This is a genomic window from Micromonospora sp. NPDC049049, from assembly GCF_040649115.1.
In the GTDB taxonomy this organism is placed as follows: Bacteria; Actinomycetota; Actinomycetes; order Mycobacteriales; family Micromonosporaceae; genus Micromonospora.
The window spans coordinates 67652-85147 of sequence record NZ_JBEZEX010000017.1 but is presented as its reverse complement, the minus strand read 5'-3'; the positions used below and the strand labels follow the sequence as shown (position 1 = coordinate 85147).

Here is a 17496-nt window from a genome sequence, read left to right as displayed (position 1 = left end):
CTTACCCCGAACGCTCGTTCAGCGGGTAACGCCGGTCGGGCTGCCTGCGGCAGACCGGTCGCCCCGCGGGCCGGGATGATCAGGCTACGGCGTGGGCGGCGAGCCGGTCGCCGACCTCTTCGGTACGCAGCGTCACGCCCGGCACGCGGCTGGCCAGCTCGGCGGCGACCGCCGCGTTGACCCGGGCGGCCGACTCGCCGTGCCCGAGCTGCTCCAGCAGCAACGCGGCGGAGAGCACCGCGGCGACCGGGTCGGCGATGCCCTGCCCGGCGATGTCCGGCGCCGAGCCGTGCACCGGCTCGAACATCGAGGGGTACGCCCCCTCGGGGTTGATGCAACCGCTGGCGGCCAGCCCGATACCGCCGGTGACGGCTGCGGCGATGTCGGTGAGGATGTCGCCGAAGAGGTTGTCGGTGACCACGACGTCGTAGCGCTGCGGCTGGGTGACCAGGAACATGGCCGCCGCGTCGACGTGCTGGTACTCGGTCTCGATGTCCGGGTGCTCGGCGGCGACCGCGTCGAAGGTACGCGCCCAGAGCGACCCGGCGTGGGTGAGCACGTTGGTCTTGTGCACGAGGGTGACCTTGCGCCGTTCCCGGCGGCCGGCGCGGGCGAACGCGTCGCGGATCACGCGCTCCACGCCGTGCCGGGTGTTCAGGCTCTCCTCGGTGGCGACCTCGGCCGGGGTGTCCCGGTGCAGGGAACCACCGGCGCCGGCGTAGAGCCCCTCGGTGCCCTCGCGCACCACCACGAGGTCGACCTCGCCCGGCTTCACGTTGCCCAGCGGGCCGGCGACCCCGGGCCAGAGCCGAGACGGGCGCAGGTTGACGTACTGGTCGAAGGCGAAACGGAGCTTGAGCAGCAGCCCACGCTCCAGCACACCCGGCGGGACCGTCGGGTCACCGACCGCGCCGAGCAGGATCGCGTCGTGCCCGGCCAGCTCGGTCAGCACCGAGTCGGGCAGCACCTCCCCGGTACGGTGCCAGCGGGCGGCGCCGAGGTCGTACTCGGTGGCCTGCACGTCGGGCAGCACCGCGTCGAGGACCTTGCGGGCCTGCGCGACCACCTCGGGCCCGATGCCATCTCCGGCCACCACCGCGATCCGCGCCACGACCGCACTCCTCTGCTCAACGGTTGTTCGGGCAACGGTACGTCGCCGTCCCGCCTCCCGGTACGCGGCGTCCACGATTTGGGATGGCCGAATGCACAGCACCCTCTCAGCTGGGACTCATGAGGCGGTCATCTCCGCTGCCTACGGTAGTACCCAGTGGGTCGCGGGGGCCTGCTGACCGACGGGGTCGCGGTGACGCGGCACCATGTGCGAGGGGGCAGATGCGATGCGCATCGACGAGCAGCCGCGGACCAGCTGGCCGGACACGTCCGCGTTCCGCCACCGCCGGCCGGACCTTCGACTCGGCAGCCGCCGGCACCGGATCGACCCGGCCGCCGCCACCGAGGGCCGGATCGCGGTGCAGCACACCGTACGCACCGCGACCGCCGAGTACACCCTGCTGCTCAACGCCCCCGAGTGGCTCGGCCGCCGGGGCGTGGGCGAGGCGCTGCGGGACAGCGTCGCCGAATTGCGCGCCATCGACCTCACCTACGGGCCCAACCGGCCGGAGAGCCTGGTCTCCCGACTGCGTCGGGGCGAGATCAGCCCGGAGTCGTACCCTCCGCTCGCCGATCTGGTGGACCGCTGCGCCGCGATGCGCGCGGCCACCGACGGGTGGTTCGACGCCTGGGCGGTGCCCGGCGGCTTCGACCCGGGCGGCCTGCTCGGCGGTTGGGCTGTGGAACGGGCCGCCGAGCGACTGCGCAACGCCGGCATCCACGACTACGCCGTACTCGCCGGCGCTGACCTCGTCGTCCGGGGCCGCGCGCCGCACGGCGGTCCCTGGCGGGTCGCGGTGCACCACCCGACCGCACCCGAGCGCGCGCCGCTGGTGCTGGAGATGACCGCCGGTGCGGTCGGCACCTCCGGGGTGAGCGGGCGGCAGGGGCACGTGGTGGACCCGCACACCGGCGAGCCGGCCGATCACCTCGTCGCCGCCACTGTGGTGGGCCCCGACCTGACGATCGCCGACGCTTACGCCACAGCGCTATACGCCGCCGGCCCCACCGGCCTGGCGTGGTTCCGGGGCAACTCCGACTATCGCGCGCTCTTCGCCCACCGTCGCTGAGCGGAACGACGTAGCGATCGGCCCCCACGGTCTCGGCAACGACAGTGGGGGCCGGTCAGCGACGAGTGCGCGTGGCTCGCACAACCGAGGGGTGCGGACCGGTCGGGCCGGACGTCGACCGCGCCACCCGAAGACGGGCCGGCGCCTCGAACTCGGCCAGTGACCGCAGTGCGTACGCTAGCGAATCGACGCAACTCGACGCAAGAGTCTCCACACCGGACCGTCGCTACCGGAGACTGCGTTGATCGGTGGTTGACCGGCGGCGAGGCAGTTTCGACATGATGAACGACGGATGGCACGCTATCCGCCGTGAGTTTCGATCTGAGCGTGTGGGCCCTGGAGGACGGGGCGACGCCCGAGGACGTGCGGACAGCGGTCAACGGTTGCCGGCAGGGGCGGCACGTGGACCGCTACCCCGATCCGCGGGTGGTCAGCTTCTACCGGGCGATCACCGCCTCCTATCCGGACCGTCACCCCGGCCCGAACAGCCCGTGGGCGGTGGCACCGCTGCACGCGGCCCACGACCACGTCGAGCTGAACCTGCACCCGACCTGCGCGGACCAGGTGCTACTGGACATCGAACGGCTGGCCGGCGAGCACGGGCTGATGCTCTTCGACCCGCAGGACGGCTCCGTCTACCCGCCGCCGGCGCGGCTGCCCGGCTGACCTGACCGGCGGCACGGACGGGAAATGACGAGGGGCCCGGCGAATCGCCAGGCCCCCCGCGGTGTTTGTCGTCTACTTACTCGTCGCGCAGGTCGGCGGCGCTGGCCGCCGTGGCGCCGATCGAATCGGCGGCCGACGTGAGCAGGTCGGCGCCGAGCGCCTGGTCGACGGTGAGCGTCATCAGCGTCTCACCGCCCGCCTCCCGACGAGCCACCTGCATGGCGGCGATGTTGATGCCCGACTCGCCGAGCAGGGTACCGACAGTCCCGACCACACCGGGCCGGTCGGCGTAGCGAAGGAAGAGCAGGATGCCCTCCGCGCCGATCTCCACGTCGAAGCCGTCCACCTCGGTCAGCTTCAGCACGTCCCGAGCGCCCGAGTGGGTGACAGTGCCGGAGACACTGACCGTCCGGCCGTCCGGCAGCGCGCCGCGCACCGTGACCAGGGTCGGCTGCTCGGCCGTCTCGCCCAGCGTGGCCAGGGTGACCTCGACGCCACGCTCGGCGGCCAGGTGCGGGGCGTTGACGTAGGTGACCTGCTCCTCGACCACGGAGCTGAACAGGCCCTTGGTGGCGGCGAGCTTGAGCACCGACACGTCGTGGCTGACGATCTCACCGCGGACCTCGACAGTGACGCTGGCGGCGACCCCACCGGCGACCGCGGTGAACGCCCGGCCCAGCTTCTCCGCCAGCGGCAGCAGCGGCCGAACGTCCTCGGCGACCACACCGCCGGCCTGCACGTTCACCGCGTCCGGAACGAACTCGCCCTGCAACGCCAGCTTGACGCTCTTGGCCACGGCGAGACCGGCCTTGTCCTGCGCCTCGTGCGTGGAGGCGCCCAGGTGCGGGGTGGCCACCACGTTGTCGAAGGCGAACAGCGGCGACGAGGTGCACGGCTCCTTGCTGTACACGTCGACACCGGCGCCGGCGACCCGACCCTCGGCGATCGCGTCCGCGAGCGCCTGCTCGTCGACCAGCCCACCACGGGCGGCGTTGATGATTCGAACGCCGGGCTTGACGAGCGCCAGCTCCTTCTCACCGATCAGCCCCACCGTCTCCGGCGTCTTCGGCAGGTGGATGGAGATGAAGTCGCTCTCCCGCAGCAGCTCCTCCAGCCCGACCAGGCGGACGCCGAGCTGCGCCGCGCGGGCCGGCTGGATGTACGGGTCGTACGCGATCAGCCGGGTGCCGAACGCGGCGATGCGAGACGCGAAGAGCACCCCGATACGGCCGAGCCCGACCACGCCCACCGTCTTGCCCTGCACCTCGACGCCTGTGTACTTCGACCGCTTCCACTCCCCCGCCTTGAGCGCGGAACTGGCGCTCGCGGTGTTACGGGCGACGGCGAGCAGCAGCGCGACGGCCTGCTCGGCGGCGGAGACGATGTTGGAGGTGGGCGCGTTGACGACCATGACGCCCCGCGCGGTGGCGGCCGGCACCTCGACGTTGTCCAGCCCGACGCCCGCCCGGGCGACCACCTTGAGTCGCGGCGCGGCGGCGACCGCCTCGGCGTCGATCTGGGTCGCGCTGCGCACGATGACGGCGTCGGCCTCGGAGAGCGCCGAGAGCAGGGCCGGACGGTCGGTGCCGTCGACGTGACGGACGTCGAAGTCGTGGGCGAGCACCTCGATGGCGGCGGGGGCGAGTTCTTCGGCGATCAGTACGACAGGATTCATCGGTCCTCGTAGAGGTCGTGTATGCGATCGGCCCGGGCGGCGGGGGCGCCGCACTGCGCCCTGCGCTGATCCGTGCCGTGGCCGTCAGGTGCCGGCTGCTGCACCTACAGGCGATCGTAGGGGCCCCGCTGGTCGGCGTGTTCCGGTCTTCGGGGTGAGTGCCCTCACACGCCCGGTCGAGCGACGGACATCGGCCGTTCACCGCACCGACACGGTTGCTCCGGCCGCGCCGAGCACCGGCGGCGCTGGTCAGCCGGTCACTGCGGGAGAGTCGAGGCGCACGAACACTGCCGCCCGACGTATCGACGGGCGGCAGCATGCCGGGCAGCCCCGGGGCGGCGCTGGGGAGAGCGCCGGCCCAGGGGCTGTCGGTGGATCGTCGGTCGGACGGGTCAGGCGGTCTCGGTGATCGGGCGGTCGACCCAGCTCATCATGCCGCGCAGCTTCTTGCCGGTCTCCTCGATCGGGTGCGCCGCACCCTCGGCCTGCCACTTGGTGAAGTTGGGCCGGCCGGCCTCGTCCTCGGCGACCCACTCGCGGGCGAACTCGCCGGACTGGATCTCACCCAGGATCTTGCGCATCTCGTCCTTGACCCGGGAGTCGATGATGCGCGAGCCGCGGGACAGGTCGCCGTACTCGGCGGTGTCGGAGATGCTGTAGCGCATCTTCGCGATGCCGCCCTCGTACATGAGGTCGACGATCAGCTTCAGCTCGTGCAGGCACTCGAAGTAGGCGACCTCCGGGGCGTAGCCCGCCTCGGTGAGCACCTCGAAACCGGTCTGCACCAGCGCCGAGGCGCCGCCGCAGAGCACCGCCTGCTCGCCGAAGAGGTCGGTCTCGGTCTCCTCGGTGAAGGTGGTCTTGATCGCGCCGGCACGGGTGCCGCCGATCCCCTTGGCGTACGCGAGGGCGAGCGCGAGCGCGTTGCCGCTGGCGTCCTGCTCGACGGCGACGAGACAGGGCACGCCCTTGCCGTCGCTGTACTGGCGGCGGACCAGGTGGCCGGGGCCCTTGGGGGCGACCATCGCCACGTCCACCTCGGCCGGCGGCTTGATCAGGCCGTACCGGATGTTGAAGCCGTGGCCGAAGAAGATCGCCTTGCCGGGGGCCAGGTGCGGCTCGATCGACTCGGCATAGATCTTGCGCTGGGCGGTGTCCGGTGCGAGCACCATGATCACGTCGGCCTCGGCCGAGGCCTCGGCCGGCGTGAGCACCCGAAGGCCCTGCTCCTCAGCCTTGGGACGGCTCTTCGAGCCCTCCGGCAGACCGATCACCACGTCGACGCCGGAGTCGCGCAGCGACAGCGCGTGGGCGTGACCCTGGCTGCCGTAGCCGATCACCGCGACCTTCTTGGCCTGGATCAGGCCGAGGTCGGCATCGTCGTCGTAGTACACCTCAACGCTCATGAGAACTTCCCTTTCGTACGACGGCCGGGGCGGCCCGTCGTGGTCTGTGCGGATGAATGCGCCGGACGGTCGGCCGAGGCCGACCGGTGGCGGGTCAGGCGGCCCGCAGCGCGGGACCGGCGGTGATCGAACGCGAGCCGCGCCCGATGGCCACCAGCCCGGACTGGACCATCTCCTTGATGCCGAAGGCCTCGAGGTCGCGCAGGAGCGCGTCGAGCTTGTCCGGGGTGCCGGTGGCCTCGATGGTCAACGTGTCCGGTGCGACGTCGACCACCCGGGCGCGGAACAGGTTGACGGTCTCCAGCACCTGCGACCGCGCGGCCCGGTCGGCGCGCACCTTCACCAGCAGCAACTCCCGGGCGACCGAGACCTGGGGATCCAGCTCAACGATCTTGAGCACGTTGACGAGCTTGTTCAGCTGCTTGGTGACCTGCTCCAGAGGGGACGACTCCGCGTTGACCACGATGGTGATCCGGGAGACGTCCGGGTTCTCGGTCTCGCCGACCGCGAGGCTGTCGATGTTGAAGCCGCGCCGGGAGAACAGGCCGGAGACCCGGGCGAGCACGCCCGGCTTGTTCTCCACCAGCACGGACAGGGTGTGCATGGTCATGCCACGGCCTCGCTTCGCTCGGTCATGGCATGACCATGCGCAACACTGAGCTTGATGATTCGTTCGCTTCGCTCACTCATTAGATGTCATCCTCGTCGAAGACCGGGCGGACGCCACGGGCGAACATGATCTCGTCGTTGCTGGTGCCGGCGGCGACCATAGGCCAGACCATCGCGTCCTTGCCGACCACGAAGTCGATCACCACGGGGGCGTCGTTGATCTCCATGGCGGCGGCGATGGTCTTGTCCACGTCATCGGCGCTCTCGCACCGCAGCCCGACGCAGCCCAGGGCCTCGGCGAGCTTGACGAAGTCGGGGATGCGGTGCTTGTGGGTGCCGAGCTCGGTGTTGGAGTAGCGCTCGTTGTAGAACAGCGTCTGCCACTGCCGGACCATGCCGAGGTTGCCGTTGTTGATGACGGCGATCTTGACCGGGATGCCCTCCAACGCGCAGGTGGCCAACTCCTGGTTGGTCATCTGGAAGCAGCCGTCCCCGTCCACCGCCCAGACCACAGTGTCCGGCTTGCCGACCTTGGCGCCCATCGCCGCCGGCACCGCGTAACCCATCGTGCCGAGACCGCCGGAATTCAACCAGGTGTACGGCTTCTCGTAGGAGATGAACTGCGACGCCCACATCTGGTGCTGGCCCACCCCGGCCACGAAGATCGCGTCCGGGCCGACGATCTCGCCCAGCCGCTTGATCACGTACTGCGGGGACAGCGTCCCGTCGACCGGCTCGTCGTAGCCCAGCGGGTAACGGTCGCGCAGGTCGTTCAGCTGCGTCCACCAGTCACCGAGGTCGGCGGTGCGCCCCGACGACCGCTCGGCGGTGACAGCGGCGATCAGCTCGTCGATGACGTGCTTGGCGTCGCCGACGATCGGGACGTCCACGTGCCGGTTCTTGCCGATCTCGGCGGGGTCGATGTCCGCGTGCACCACGACCGCGTCCGGGGCGAACGAGTCCAGTTTGCCGGTGACCCGGTCGTCGAAGCGTGCGCCGAGCGCGACGATCAGATCCGCCTTCTGCAGGCCGTAGACCGCGGCGACGGTGCCGTGCATGCCGGGCATCCCCAGGTGCTGCTGATGCGAGTCGGGGAACGCGCCGAGCGCCATCAGCGTGGTGACGACCGGGATGCCGGTCAGCTCGGCCAGCCGCCGCAGCCCGTCGGTGGCACCGGCTTTGAGGACCCCGCCGCCGACGTAGAGCACCGGGCGTCGGGCTGCGGCCATCAGCCGCGCCGCCTCCCGGATCTGCTTGCCGTGCGGGTGCAGGGTGGGCCGGTAGCCGGGCAGGTCCAGGGTGGGCGGCCAGGAGAAGGTGGTCGACGCCTGGAGCACGTCCTTGGGGATGTCGACAAGCACCGGGCCGGGTCGCCCGCTGCTGGCCAGGTGGAACGCCTCGGCCAGCACCCGGGGGATCTCCTCGGCGTTCTGCACGAGGAAGTTGTGCTTGGTGATCGGCAGGGTGATGCCCTGGATGTCCGCTTCCTGGAAGCCGTCGGTGCCGATCAACGGGCTGGCCACCTGCCCGGTGATGGCCACCATCGCCACCGAGTCCATGTACGCGTCCGCGATCGGGGTGACCAGGTTCGTCGCGCCCGGGCCGGAGGTGGCGATGCAGACCCCGACCTTGCCGGTGGCCTGCGCGTAGCCGGTTGCCGCGTGCCCCGCGCCCTGCTCGTGCCGCACCAGGATGTGCCGGACCGTCGAGTCGTAGAGCGGGTCGTATGCCGGCAGGATCGCGCCGCCCGGAATGCCGAAGACGACGTCGACGTCGAGCGCCTCGAGGGACCGCACGAGCGAGCCGGCCCCGGAGATCGGGGTCGCGGCGGCGGGCCGTACCGCCGGGGCGGCCGGGTTGGCCGTGCGCGTGGCGGCCTGGTCGACGTCGACGGTCGGGTCGGCGGTCGCGCGGGCCCGGCGGGCGGTGTGGGCGAGGGTCTCGGGCGTGGGTCTCGTCATGGCGGTTCTGGCCTTCGGCTGGAGTGGCTGGTGGCTAGTCAAGCGATGCGACGCGGGCGGGGCCCGCTCGCCAGGTTCCGATGGCAATAAAAACGGCCCTCGTGCAGATGCACGGGGCCAGCGCACTCTCGGTGAGGGAGAGTGCGCTCAGGTAAGTACTCGCAGCGACCGGTACGACGACATGCGGCTAAGCCTGACGCATCTCACGCGATGAGTCAACTGATCCCACATGTTGGTTAACGGAGGTCGGCGCGTCGACCGGCGACGCGCCATCGGCGGGCGGGTTGAGCTGCCCGGACATACCCGGAACGCGGCGTGGCGCGGGCACCGGAGCGGGACGCGCACCCGGTGACGTGGCCGCCTCCAGCATCGCCTCCAGGTGCTCGGCCGGCACGCCCCAGCCGAAGAGCGCGCCCTGGCCGAAGCGGCAACCGGCCGCCACCACCGCGGCCAACTCGGTCGGGGTGGTCACCCCCTCGGCGATCACCTCCAGCCCCAACTGGTGACCCAGGCGCATAACGATGTCGACCATCGGGGCGAACGCCGGGCCGTCCTGGCCGACCGGGCGGACCGGCTCGTGCTCGGCGACCAGGCTGTGGTCGATCTTGAGGATGTCGATCGGCAACCGGCGCAGCTGCCCCAGCGACGAGTAGCCGGCCCCGAAGTCGTCGAGCGCGATCCGGACACCGGTCAAGCGCAGCGCGGTCAGCCGCCGGATCAGCTCGTCCAGGTCGGTGGCGACCGCGTGCTCGGTGACCTCCAGCACCAGCCGCTGCGGCGGCACGTGGTGGGCGCGCAGCGCCTCGGCGACCTGGACCACGTACTCCGGGGCGTGCAGCTCGCGCGGGGAGACGTTGACCGACACCCAGACGTCGTGCCCGTCCGCGAGCCACCGGGAGAGCTGGTAGCAGGCCTGATGCAGCACCCAGGCACCGAGCGGGGCGATCATCCCGCACTCCTCGGCGAGCGGGATGAACTCGTCCGGACGCACGTTGCCCAGCTCAGGATGGTGCCAGCGGAGCAGCGCCTCGGCGCCGACCGGCCGCACCGACGGCAGCGACGCCACCGGCTGGAACGCCAACCGCAGCTCGTCGCGGTCGATCGCGCCGCGCAGCTCGTGCTCCACCGTCGTACGCCGGCGCAGCAGTTGGTCGTACGCGGCGTCGTACCGCTCGATCCGGTTCTTGCCACGCTGCTTGGCGTAGCGCAACGCCAGGTCGGCGTGGCGCAGCAGCAGCTCCACGTCGGGCTCGTCGGCCCAGTCGGCCACCCCGATGCTCACCGACAGGAAGACCGGCCCCTCCGGCTGGTCGTAGGGGCGGTTGATCACCCCGAGGAGCCGTTCGGCGACCCGGTCCGCCTCGACCGGCCGGCCCTGCATGAGTACGGCGAACTCGTCGCCACCCAGCCGGGCGGCCACGTCGCCGGGGCGCAGGTTGCCGCGCAGCCGCCGGCCCACTTCGGCCAGCACGGCGTCGCCCACGTCGTGGCCCCGCATGTCGTTGACGTTCTTGAAGCCGTCCAGGTCCAGGCCGAGCAGCACACACGGGTTGTGGTCGGCGGCGTTGCGGTGCAGCGCCCGGAGCAGCCCGCGCCGGTTGGCCAACGACGTCAGCGGATCGGTGTGCGCCAGCTCACGGAAGTGCGCCTCCCGCTCGGCCAGGCGGCTCGCGTACCCCCGGACGTCGCGAAGGGTGAGGTACTGCCGTGCCACCAGGGCGAAGCCCTCCACGCTGCCGGCCACGATGCCCGCCGCGGTGAACCGGCCGTCCTGGGCGAGGTGGTACATGGCCGAGGCGGCCATCGCCAGCATAGGGGCGATCGCGTACTCGCCGTCGCTACCGACCAGGTCGAGGTCGATCTGCCCCGGCCGGTCGGCCCGGTAAACAGTGAGCGCCACGGTCAGCAGGCCGGCGGCGAGCACCACCGCGCCGGTCAGCGCCATTGTCGGCCCGGCCTGGCAGAGCCCGGCGCTCAGACCCAGCCCACCGCAGGTCACCGCGCTGATGCCGGCGCCGAGCGCGGCGAGCCGTCGACGTGGGGTGGCGGCCCGGAAGACGATGATCACGACGAGCCCGGCGCTGAGCGCGGCGCTCACAGTGGCCACCAGGATCGCCGGGCAGGCCATCGGGGTGGCGGCACCGAGCAACCGGGTGGGCTCGGAGAAGAGCACCCAACCGACGAACCACAGCGCCGCCGCCATGACCAGGCCGTCCAGGGCGAGCCGGGCCGTCCCGGCCGCGGTGGCGGCCACCCCGGGCAGCCGGAGCAGACCAGCCGCGAAGGCCAGCCCGCTCACCGCCGTGCCGATCGCCACCATCGTCGCCCAACCGGTGCGCTGCCCCTGCTCGTGGGCCCAGTGGTCGTTCGCGCTGATCGCGGCGACCACCCCGGCCAGGAGGCTGAGCAGGGCAACTGCGGCGGCGCCCGCGAGCAGCACGTGTGCCGGCCGACGCGGCACCGCCCGCCGCCGGGCGACGACGGTCAGCAGCACGGCGGCCACCGCGGCGACGAGCCCGCTGAGCGCCGCGACAGCGACCATGCCCGGTGGAAAATGCACGCCTCCAAGAGTGCCGGATGGGCGCACCTCATGGGGGGCTGGGTGTGCATCTGTTGGGACACGGCAGATACGGGGGCGGGCCGGCGCGTCGACGGTGTCATGCTGGTATGCATGCCTGAGCTGCGGTCGAGGACTTCCACACACGGTCGGACGATGGCCGGCGCCCGGGCCCTCTGGCGGGCCACCGGGATGACCGACGACGATTTCGGCAAGCCGATCGTCGCCATCGCCAACAGTTTCACCCAGTTCGTGCCTGGTCACGTACACCTCAAGGACATGGGTGGCCTGGTCGCCGACGCGGTCGCCGAGGCAGGTGGGGTGGGCCGGGAGTTCAACACCATCGCTGTCGACGACGGCATCGCGATGGGCCACGGCGGCATGCTCTACTCGCTGCCCAGCCGTGAACTGATCGCCGACGCGGTCGAATACATGGTCAACGCGCACTGCGCGGACGCCCTGGTCTGCATCTCCAACTGCGACAAGATCACCCCCGGGATGCTGCTGGCCGCGCTGCGGCTCAACATCCCGACCGTCTTCGTCTCCGGCGGCCCGATGGAGGCCGGCAAGACGATGGCGATCGAGGGCGTCGTGCACAGCAAGATCGACCTGATCGACGCGATGATCGCCTCCTCCAACGAGGCGGTCACCGACGAGCAGCTCGGTGAGATCGAACGCTCCGCCTGCCCGACCTGCGGTTCCTGCTCCGGCATGTTCACCGCGAACTCAATGAACTGCCTCACCGAGGCGATCGGGCTCGCGCTGCCCGGCAACGGTTCGACGCTTGCCACCCACGCCGCCCGCCGGTCACTGTTCGTCGAGGCCGGCCGGACCGTCGTGGAGATCTCCAAGCGGTGGTACGACGGCGACGACGACTCGGTGCTGCCGCGTACTGTCGCCTCCAAGGCCGCCTTCGAGAACGCTGTCGCCCTGGACGTGGCGATGGGCGGCTCCACCAACACGGTGCTGCACCTGCTGGCCGCCGCCCGCGAGGCGGAGATGGACTTCGGCGTTAGCGACATCGACGCGATCTCCCGCCGGGTGCCGTGCCTGGCCAAGGTCGCCCCGAACTCGCCGAACTACCACATGGAGGACGTGCACCGGGCCGGCGGCATCCCGGCGATCCTCGGCGAACTGGACCGGGCCGGGCAGCTCAACCGGGACGTGCACGCCGTGCACTCCCCCTCGCTGGCGCAGTGGCTGACCGACTGGGACGTGCGCGGCGGCTCCCCCACCCCGACGGCTGTCGAACTGTTCCACGCCGCGCCGGGCGGAGTGCGTACCGTCGAGCCGTTCTCCACCACCAACCGGTGGTCGTCGCTGGACACCGACGCGGCCGGCGGCTGCATCCGGGACCGCGAGCACGCCTACTCCGCCGACGGCGGGCTGGCCATCCTGCACGGCAACCTGGCACCCGAAGGCAGCGTGGTGAAGACCGCCGGCGTGCCCGACGACTGCCTGACCTTCCGCGGCCCGGCGAAGGTCTACGAGTCGCAGGACGACGCGGTGACAGCGATCCTCGCCAAGCAGGTGGTCGCCGGGGACGTCGTGGTGATCCGGTACGAGGGGCCCAAGGGCGGCCCCGGCATGCAGGAGATGCTCTACCCCACCTCGTTCCTCAAGGGCCGTGGGCTCGGCCGCTCCTGTGCGCTGCTCACCGACGGCCGTTTCTCCGGTGGCACCTCCGGGCTCTCCATCGGGCACGTCTCACCCGAGGCGGCCTCCGGCGGGCTGATCGCCCTGGTCCGCGACGGCGACGAGGTCGTCATCGACATCCCGGCCCGGTCGATCGAGCTGAACGTGCCCGCCGAGGAGTTGGAGGCCCGCCGGGTGGCCGAGGAGAAGCGCGACAAGCCGTACACCCCGACCGATCGGCAGCGGCCGGTGTCGGCGGCGCTGCGCGCGTACGCCTCGATGGCCACCTCGGCCAGCGACGGCGCCTACCGCCGCGTCCCGGAGTAACCACCCGTTCCCACCGGTACGGCGACATACGTGATGTCGGGGTGTCCCGTCGGACGGGACACCCCGACATCAACGTTCTACAGCGCACCTAGCCGGGTCGAACATCGGATCCTCGATCGCCTTCAGCAGCGGTCGGGATGCCACGTGCTCCGGCCTGATGTGCCGCCCGAGCACCACGACCGCCACCGACGACGCGCCAGCGCTCTTTAACGCGTACGCCAGCGACTGTGCCCGGGAACCGGTCGTCCAGGTGTCGTCCAGGACCAGCGGCCGAACGCTGCCGCTCTCGACCGGAAGCTGGACGGTGAACCAGTCGCGCTGGAACGTCCGCGTTTCAGATCCGTGGCGGGGATTGGACAGCGCCGCGAGCCACGGCAGTCCAAGACGATCGCCGATCAGATTCTGCAGGGGGTGCGGATGAGCCCGGCCCTTGGTGCTCGGCACGATCACCACGTGGGTCGGCGCACCGCCCATCCGGTCAGCGACGCAGTCGAGGTGCCGCTGCAGGAACAGCAACAGCAGTGCGAGCAGATTCCACCTAGCCTGGGCCGACCCCGGCGTGGACTTGTACAAGCGCAAGTGGTGGTGGTGCTGACTGGTACGCGGCGAGTAAGCGATTGGAGCAACCACGTCGGCGAGCAGGCCACCAGACGCCGTCTGGTGTTCCTGACAGGGGTAGCAGTAGTCGAACCCGGGAGTGCGGACACCGCGACACGTCGGGCAGATCCACGGAAGGGTGGGCAGGGGATTTCGAAGGAAGTTCCGCTGCGTCTCGACGTACTCCCGGACCCTGGCCCACGGGTCAGAGGCTGGCGAAATCAGGAAAGCCCTCCAACTCGGCCGCAGCCGGTGAACGGTCGAGAATGGCGTCGACCGCGTCCACCAGATCCATGGTCCCGTGCGCGACGTGGACGCCGGGTCGGGCAGCGAAGGCGCGTGCCCAGTCGTGTCGCATCACCTGACTGGTGAGTACCACGGGACGACCGTGCTGAAGAGCGAGCCGCGCCTGGATCCGGGCTCCACTGCGTTCACCGGCTTCGATGACCACGGTGGCAGCGGCGTAGCCGCTCATCACCGCGTTTCGCATCGGGAAATTCTGCTTTGTCGGGGCGGCATCGGGCCAGAACTGGCTCAGCACCAGTCCGACCTCTGCGATGTGCTCTTGAAGCGCGCGGTTGGCCGTGGGGTAGTGGTGACGAATTCCGGTGCCGATGACCGCGACGGTTCGGCCCCCCGCCGCGAGTGCCGCCTGGTGGGCCGCGGTGTCGATCCCCTTCGCCAGTCCGCTGACCACCGTCACGCCACGGCGGGCCAGCGATTCTGATACCGAGCTGGCGATCTCGACTCCTCGATCGCTCGCTTCACGGCTGCCGACCACCGCGATGGCCCGAGCGTCGGGGCGCGACTCACCACGGGCGAAGAGCACCGGCGGCATTTCGCGGATGTCACGCAGCTGGGAGGGGTAGTCGTCGTCGAAGAAGGCACGCACTGTGATGCCCTCGGCGCGCCAGCCCGCTAGGTCGCCGGCTGCGGCCTCGATCAGCGAGTCGACGGAGCGGGTGTCGGGAAAGAGCGTGTCGGTCTGCCCGACGACCCGGCGCAGGACTGCCAGCGCGGTGCCGACCTCTTGAATGTCGTGCACGACATCAGACCAGCCGAGGTCTGGCTGCCGCAGCAGCGCGATCAGCGCAGCCCGCTCCACCGTCACCCGGTCCATGCCCCTGATCGTAGAGGCAACTCCCGGCCGCCCGGCCCACCGGCCACGCGGAGCCGGCAGAGAAGCTTGGCGCACCTCAGATCGCCCCACGTGATCGAACATATGTTCCCTCAGCGCTCAGGTCAACCGAAGATCGCGCAGGTCGGGGGCAGCGGCGAGGAGCCGTACTCCGTCGTCGTCGTGCCGGTGGACGGTGCAGCCGGCGCGGGTGAAGCGCACGGTGATCACCTGCCCGGCGTGCCGGGCCGCCAGGCGCACCAGGTCCTGCACGGGATCGGCGACATGACGCGGCCCGGAGCAGGGCACCGGAATGGGCGCCCTCGGGTCGGTTGGGGCGGCTCCGGCGACGGCGTCGGTCAGGCACTCGACGCACCAGGAGAGCGCGGCGGCCAGGCTCGGCTGGTAGGGGAGGTCGTCGGGGCGGACGGGTGCGTCAGGCGGCTTCACCTCGACCGACCAGCGCATTCCGTCGGCCAGCAGTGGGTCTGCGGCGTTGTGCCGCAGGTCGCACAAGGCCACTACGAGGGCCAGGTCAAGGCCGAGGGCGAGCCGCAGCAACTCGGCCAGCGGTGGCGCGTCGGGAGGCGTCGCTACCACGATCAGACGGCCGGCCCCCGTGCCCCGGCCTGCGCTGCGGACGTGCTCCCCGACCGGGTCAGCCCCGGCCCAGGGCAGGGTTACGTAACCGTCGCGGAGGTCTTTGCCGATCTGCTGCCCGCCGTCGGCGTCGGCCAGGTCGTCGGGCCGCGCGCCGAGCACGGCCGCCCAGGAGCCGAGCCGGTAACGATCGGGAAGCTGGACGACGGGCCTGCCGCCCGGTTGGGTGGCGACCAGCGGAGCCACTTCGGGCGTACCGGCCTGCCAGGCCAGGTGCACCACCCGGTGCCGCAGGTCGGTGACGGTGACCGACACGGTCCGAAGCAGACGGTGGGTGTCGCCGCAGGTGAAGCAGTGCAACGCGGATGGGCGCAGGCCGGCGCCGCAGCAGTGCGGGCAGTCGGGGTCGGCCGCGCGACCGCCGAGCCGGCAGTCGCAGGCGCGTAGCCGACTGTGGGGTCGGCAGTCCGGGCAGGGCCGCCAATGGACGGGTTCACCCAGCCAGGGCGGGTCGGGTGGTTCGTAGCCGCGGCTCACCGGCACCCGCACCCGGCGGACGACCTGGCCGGTGGGCTGCTCCGCGAGGGTCTCCACCGGCTCGCCAGTGCGCAGAGTCGTGTGCCACCAGCGGCCGTTGCGCCACAGGGCCTGCGCGCCGGGCAACTCGTCGCCGTGGGCCGCGTCGACGCAGTCAGCGAGGACGCGCCGTTCGAGTTGGTCGACGTCCACGGCCGGGGCGGCGGGTGGGCGCGGCGAGTCGGGGCGCAGCAGCCGGGCGGGAGCGGCCAGGCCACGCTCGGCAAGGCCGCTAAGCGCGTCGGCCACGTCGGTGCAGGCCAACACCTCCAGCAGGTCCCCGCACCAGCCGGGCGGAGCGAGCGGCACCGGTGAGCCGGGCACCTCGTATCGAATGGCCCAGCAGAACCCCGCATCCTGCCGGCGGGCCTCGACGACCAGGTCGAGCAGCAGCAGGTCGGCCAGCGCGCACAGCCGGGCCAGCCGTGCGGCCGGCTCGACGGTCGCCGATGCGGTGGATCGGCCCAGCACCAGCCGCCAGGGAGCGTGATCGGCCCGCAGGATGGCGTGCGCCTCCAGCTCGTGCCGCTGCGCTGCGGGCAGGTCGGGTCGCCACTGCCGGTCCAACCACAGCGAGGGCACGTCGGCCTCGTTCAGGACCGCGCCGACGGTCGCGGCGAGTTCGCGTACCCGGGAAGCAAGGTCGACCACCCAGTGGCCCGCCGGGTCGGGGTGGGGGTCGAGGCCGCCGGGCACGACCTGGTGGGACGCGACCGCGCCGGTGTCCAGGTTGGCGACGGTGACCACAAGCTGCGCCCGCCGCCGGCCGCGCCGCCCGCAGCGATAACAGGGGTACGCGACGGTGCCCGCGCCGCGACACTGCTCGCAGCTCCGGTACGCCTCCCGGCGCGGCCCGAGCACGTCGGCGTCGGCGTCGGCGTCGGCGAGGAACCGGTCGCCGTAGGTGGTGCACCGGCACGGTTCCAGCGTGAAGGTCATCCCGTCGCAGTCCGGGCAGACGACGACGGGCACGGTGGTCACCGACACCACCTGGCCGCGCAGTCACCGTCGTGTTCCACCCGCCGCACGCACCGCCGGCCGCCGTCGAGCGGAAGGTCGCAGAACACCCGATGGCGTACGCCCTGAGCGTCCTCGGCGGACACGGTGGTCTCACCAGCGTCCACTTCGGTGAGGAAGCTCAGCGAGCGGGCCAGGGTGCCGGCGAAGTGCTGGGCTGCCGGCAGGTCGGCAGCGGTGAACGGCAGGTGCGCCACCCAGCGGGCGCTCACCGGCGGGCCGCCAGGTCCTCGCCGGCCCGCTGGGACTGCCAGCACCTCAGCGCATCCTTGATCCGCTCGGTCTCCCGGCGGCTGCTGCCCAGCGCCGCGTACACCTCGGCGAGATCGTGAGCGACCCGGTCGAGGAACTCGGCGACCTCCACGGCGTCCACGCCACGCCGGCCACGCCGGGTGAACCGGCGCCCGCGGACCTGCCAGGGCTTCAGGGGTACGTAGTTGGCCGCCCGATAGGGCACCGGCCGGGGTGGCTCGGCCCGGAGATGACGGAGAAACGCGCGCACGAAAGTGCCTCCTCGGCAGGTGACCCTGGACGCGACGTCGCCCGAGCAGCATCGCTAAGGCGTCGCCCACC

14 protein-coding genes are annotated in these 17496 nt (G+C 71.5%); 3 read left to right on the top strand and 11 right to left on the bottom strand.

What is annotated here, in order from left to right; genetic code table 11:
* Nucleotides 1–79 precede the first annotated feature (79 nt).
* Nucleotides 80–1111 carry a 3-isopropylmalate dehydrogenase gene (locus tag AB0B68_RS18850; protein ID WP_328650614.1) on the bottom strand — a complete coding sequence of 344 codons (1032 nt, stop codon included), beginning with the start codon at nt 1109–1111 and terminating at the stop codon, nt 80–82.
* Nucleotides 1112–1337: 226 nt separating this feature from the next.
* Between AB0B68_RS18850 and AB0B68_RS18845 the strand changes: the two genes are divergently transcribed.
* Nucleotides 1338–2180 (top strand): FAD:protein FMN transferase, encoded by an 843-nt coding sequence (locus AB0B68_RS18845; protein WP_357200827.1) that lies wholly within the window; start codon nt 1338–1340, stop codon nt 2178–2180.
* Between the two features lie 309 nt (nt 2181–2489).
* Complete coding sequence (locus AB0B68_RS18840) at nt 2490–2846, top strand: hypothetical protein (protein WP_091393184.1); 357 nt, start codon at nt 2490–2492, stop codon at nt 2844–2846.
* Between the two features lie 76 nt (nt 2847–2922).
* On the opposite strand, the gene serA is transcribed toward AB0B68_RS18840, so the two are convergent.
* From serA to AB0B68_RS18815, 5 genes are all read right to left on the bottom strand, one after another.
* Nucleotides 2923–4521 (bottom strand): phosphoglycerate dehydrogenase, encoded by a 1599-nt coding sequence (gene serA / locus AB0B68_RS18835; protein WP_357200830.1) that lies wholly within the window; start codon nt 4519–4521, stop codon nt 2923–2925.
* A gap of 392 nt (nt 4522–4913) precedes the next feature.
* Nucleotides 4914–5927, bottom strand: a complete 1014-nt coding sequence (gene ilvC, locus AB0B68_RS18830) for a ketol-acid reductoisomerase (protein WP_357200833.1) — start codon at nt 5925–5927, stop codon at nt 4914–4916.
* 94 nt (nt 5928–6021) lie between these two features.
* Nucleotides 6022–6537, bottom strand: a complete 516-nt coding sequence (gene ilvN / locus AB0B68_RS18825; protein WP_088991111.1) for an acetolactate synthase small subunit — start codon at nt 6535–6537, stop codon at nt 6022–6024.
* A gap of 79 nt (nt 6538–6616) precedes the next feature.
* Nucleotides 6617–8497, bottom strand: coding sequence for an acetolactate synthase large subunit (locus AB0B68_RS18820; protein WP_357200838.1), 1881 nt, complete (start codon nt 8495–8497; stop codon nt 6617–6619).
* A gap of 187 nt (nt 8498–8684) precedes the next feature.
* Nucleotides 8685–11057 (bottom strand): bifunctional diguanylate cyclase/phosphodiesterase, encoded by a 2373-nt coding sequence (locus tag AB0B68_RS18815; protein WP_357261391.1) that lies wholly within the window; start codon nt 11055–11057, stop codon nt 8685–8687.
* A gap of 111 nt (nt 11058–11168) precedes the next feature.
* Here AB0B68_RS18815 and ilvD point away from each other — a divergent pair, with 111 nt between their 5' ends.
* Nucleotides 11169–13016, top strand: a complete 1848-nt coding sequence (gene ilvD / locus AB0B68_RS18810; RefSeq protein WP_357261389.1) for a dihydroxy-acid dehydratase — start codon at nt 11169–11171, stop codon at nt 13014–13016.
* A 69-nt stretch (nt 13017–13085) separates the two neighbouring features.
* Here the strand turns inward: ilvD and AB0B68_RS18805 are convergent, their stop codons facing one another.
* The 5 genes from AB0B68_RS18805 to AB0B68_RS18785 all read right to left on the bottom strand — a co-directional run bounded on the left by AB0B68_RS18805 (nt 13086) and on the right by AB0B68_RS18785 (nt 17425).
* Nucleotides 13086–13595, bottom strand: a complete 510-nt coding sequence (locus AB0B68_RS18805; RefSeq protein ID WP_357203111.1) for a phosphoribosyltransferase — start codon at nt 13593–13595, stop codon at nt 13086–13088.
* 223 nt (nt 13596–13818) lie between these two features.
* Nucleotides 13819–14835, bottom strand: coding sequence for a DNA-processing protein DprA (locus AB0B68_RS18800; RefSeq protein ID WP_357261386.1), 1017 nt, complete (start codon nt 14833–14835; stop codon nt 13819–13821).
* 15 nt (nt 14836–14850) lie between these two features.
* Nucleotides 14851–16887, bottom strand: coding sequence for a hypothetical protein (locus AB0B68_RS18795; protein WP_357261383.1), 2037 nt, complete (start codon nt 16885–16887; stop codon nt 14851–14853).
* Nucleotides 16884–17135: a hypothetical protein gene (locus tag AB0B68_RS18790; protein ID WP_357203120.1), complete on the bottom strand. Its 252-nt coding sequence runs from the start codon at nt 17133–17135 to the stop codon at nt 16884–16886. Before AB0B68_RS18790 ends, AB0B68_RS18795 begins: the two co-directional genes overlap by 4 nt.
* Nucleotides 17132–17425, bottom strand: a complete 294-nt coding sequence (locus AB0B68_RS18785; RefSeq protein WP_357261380.1) for a DivIVA domain-containing protein — start codon at nt 17423–17425, stop codon at nt 17132–17134. Before AB0B68_RS18785 ends, AB0B68_RS18790 begins: the two co-directional genes overlap by 4 nt.
* Between the last annotated feature and the right edge of the window lie 71 nt (nt 17426–17496).

Bases quoted from the DNA above. Each gene is read 5' to 3' on its own strand.
- ilvN (WP_088991111.1), bottom strand. From the start codon at position 6,537: ATGACCATGCACACCCTGTCCGTGCTGGTGGAGAACAAGCCGGGCGTG.
- AB0B68_RS18845 (WP_357200827.1), top strand. From the start codon at position 1,338: ATGCGCATCGACGAGCAGCCGCGGACCAGCTGGCCGGACACGTCCGCG.
- AB0B68_RS18820 (WP_357200838.1), bottom strand. From the start codon at position 8,497: ATGACGAGACCCACGCCCGAGACCCTCGCCCACACCGCCCGCCGGGCC.
- ilvD (WP_357261389.1), top strand. From the start codon at position 11,169: ATGCCTGAGCTGCGGTCGAGGACTTCCACACACGGTCGGACGATGGCC.
- ilvC (WP_357200833.1), bottom strand. From the start codon at position 5,927: ATGAGCGTTGAGGTGTACTACGACGACGATGCCGACCTCGGCCTGATC.
- AB0B68_RS18800 (WP_357261386.1), bottom strand. From the start codon at position 14,835: ATGTTCGATCACGTGGGGCGATCTGAGGTGCGCCAAGCTTCTCTGCCG.
- serA (WP_357200830.1), bottom strand. From the start codon at position 4,521: ATGAATCCTGTCGTACTGATCGCCGAAGAACTCGCCCCCGCCGCCATC.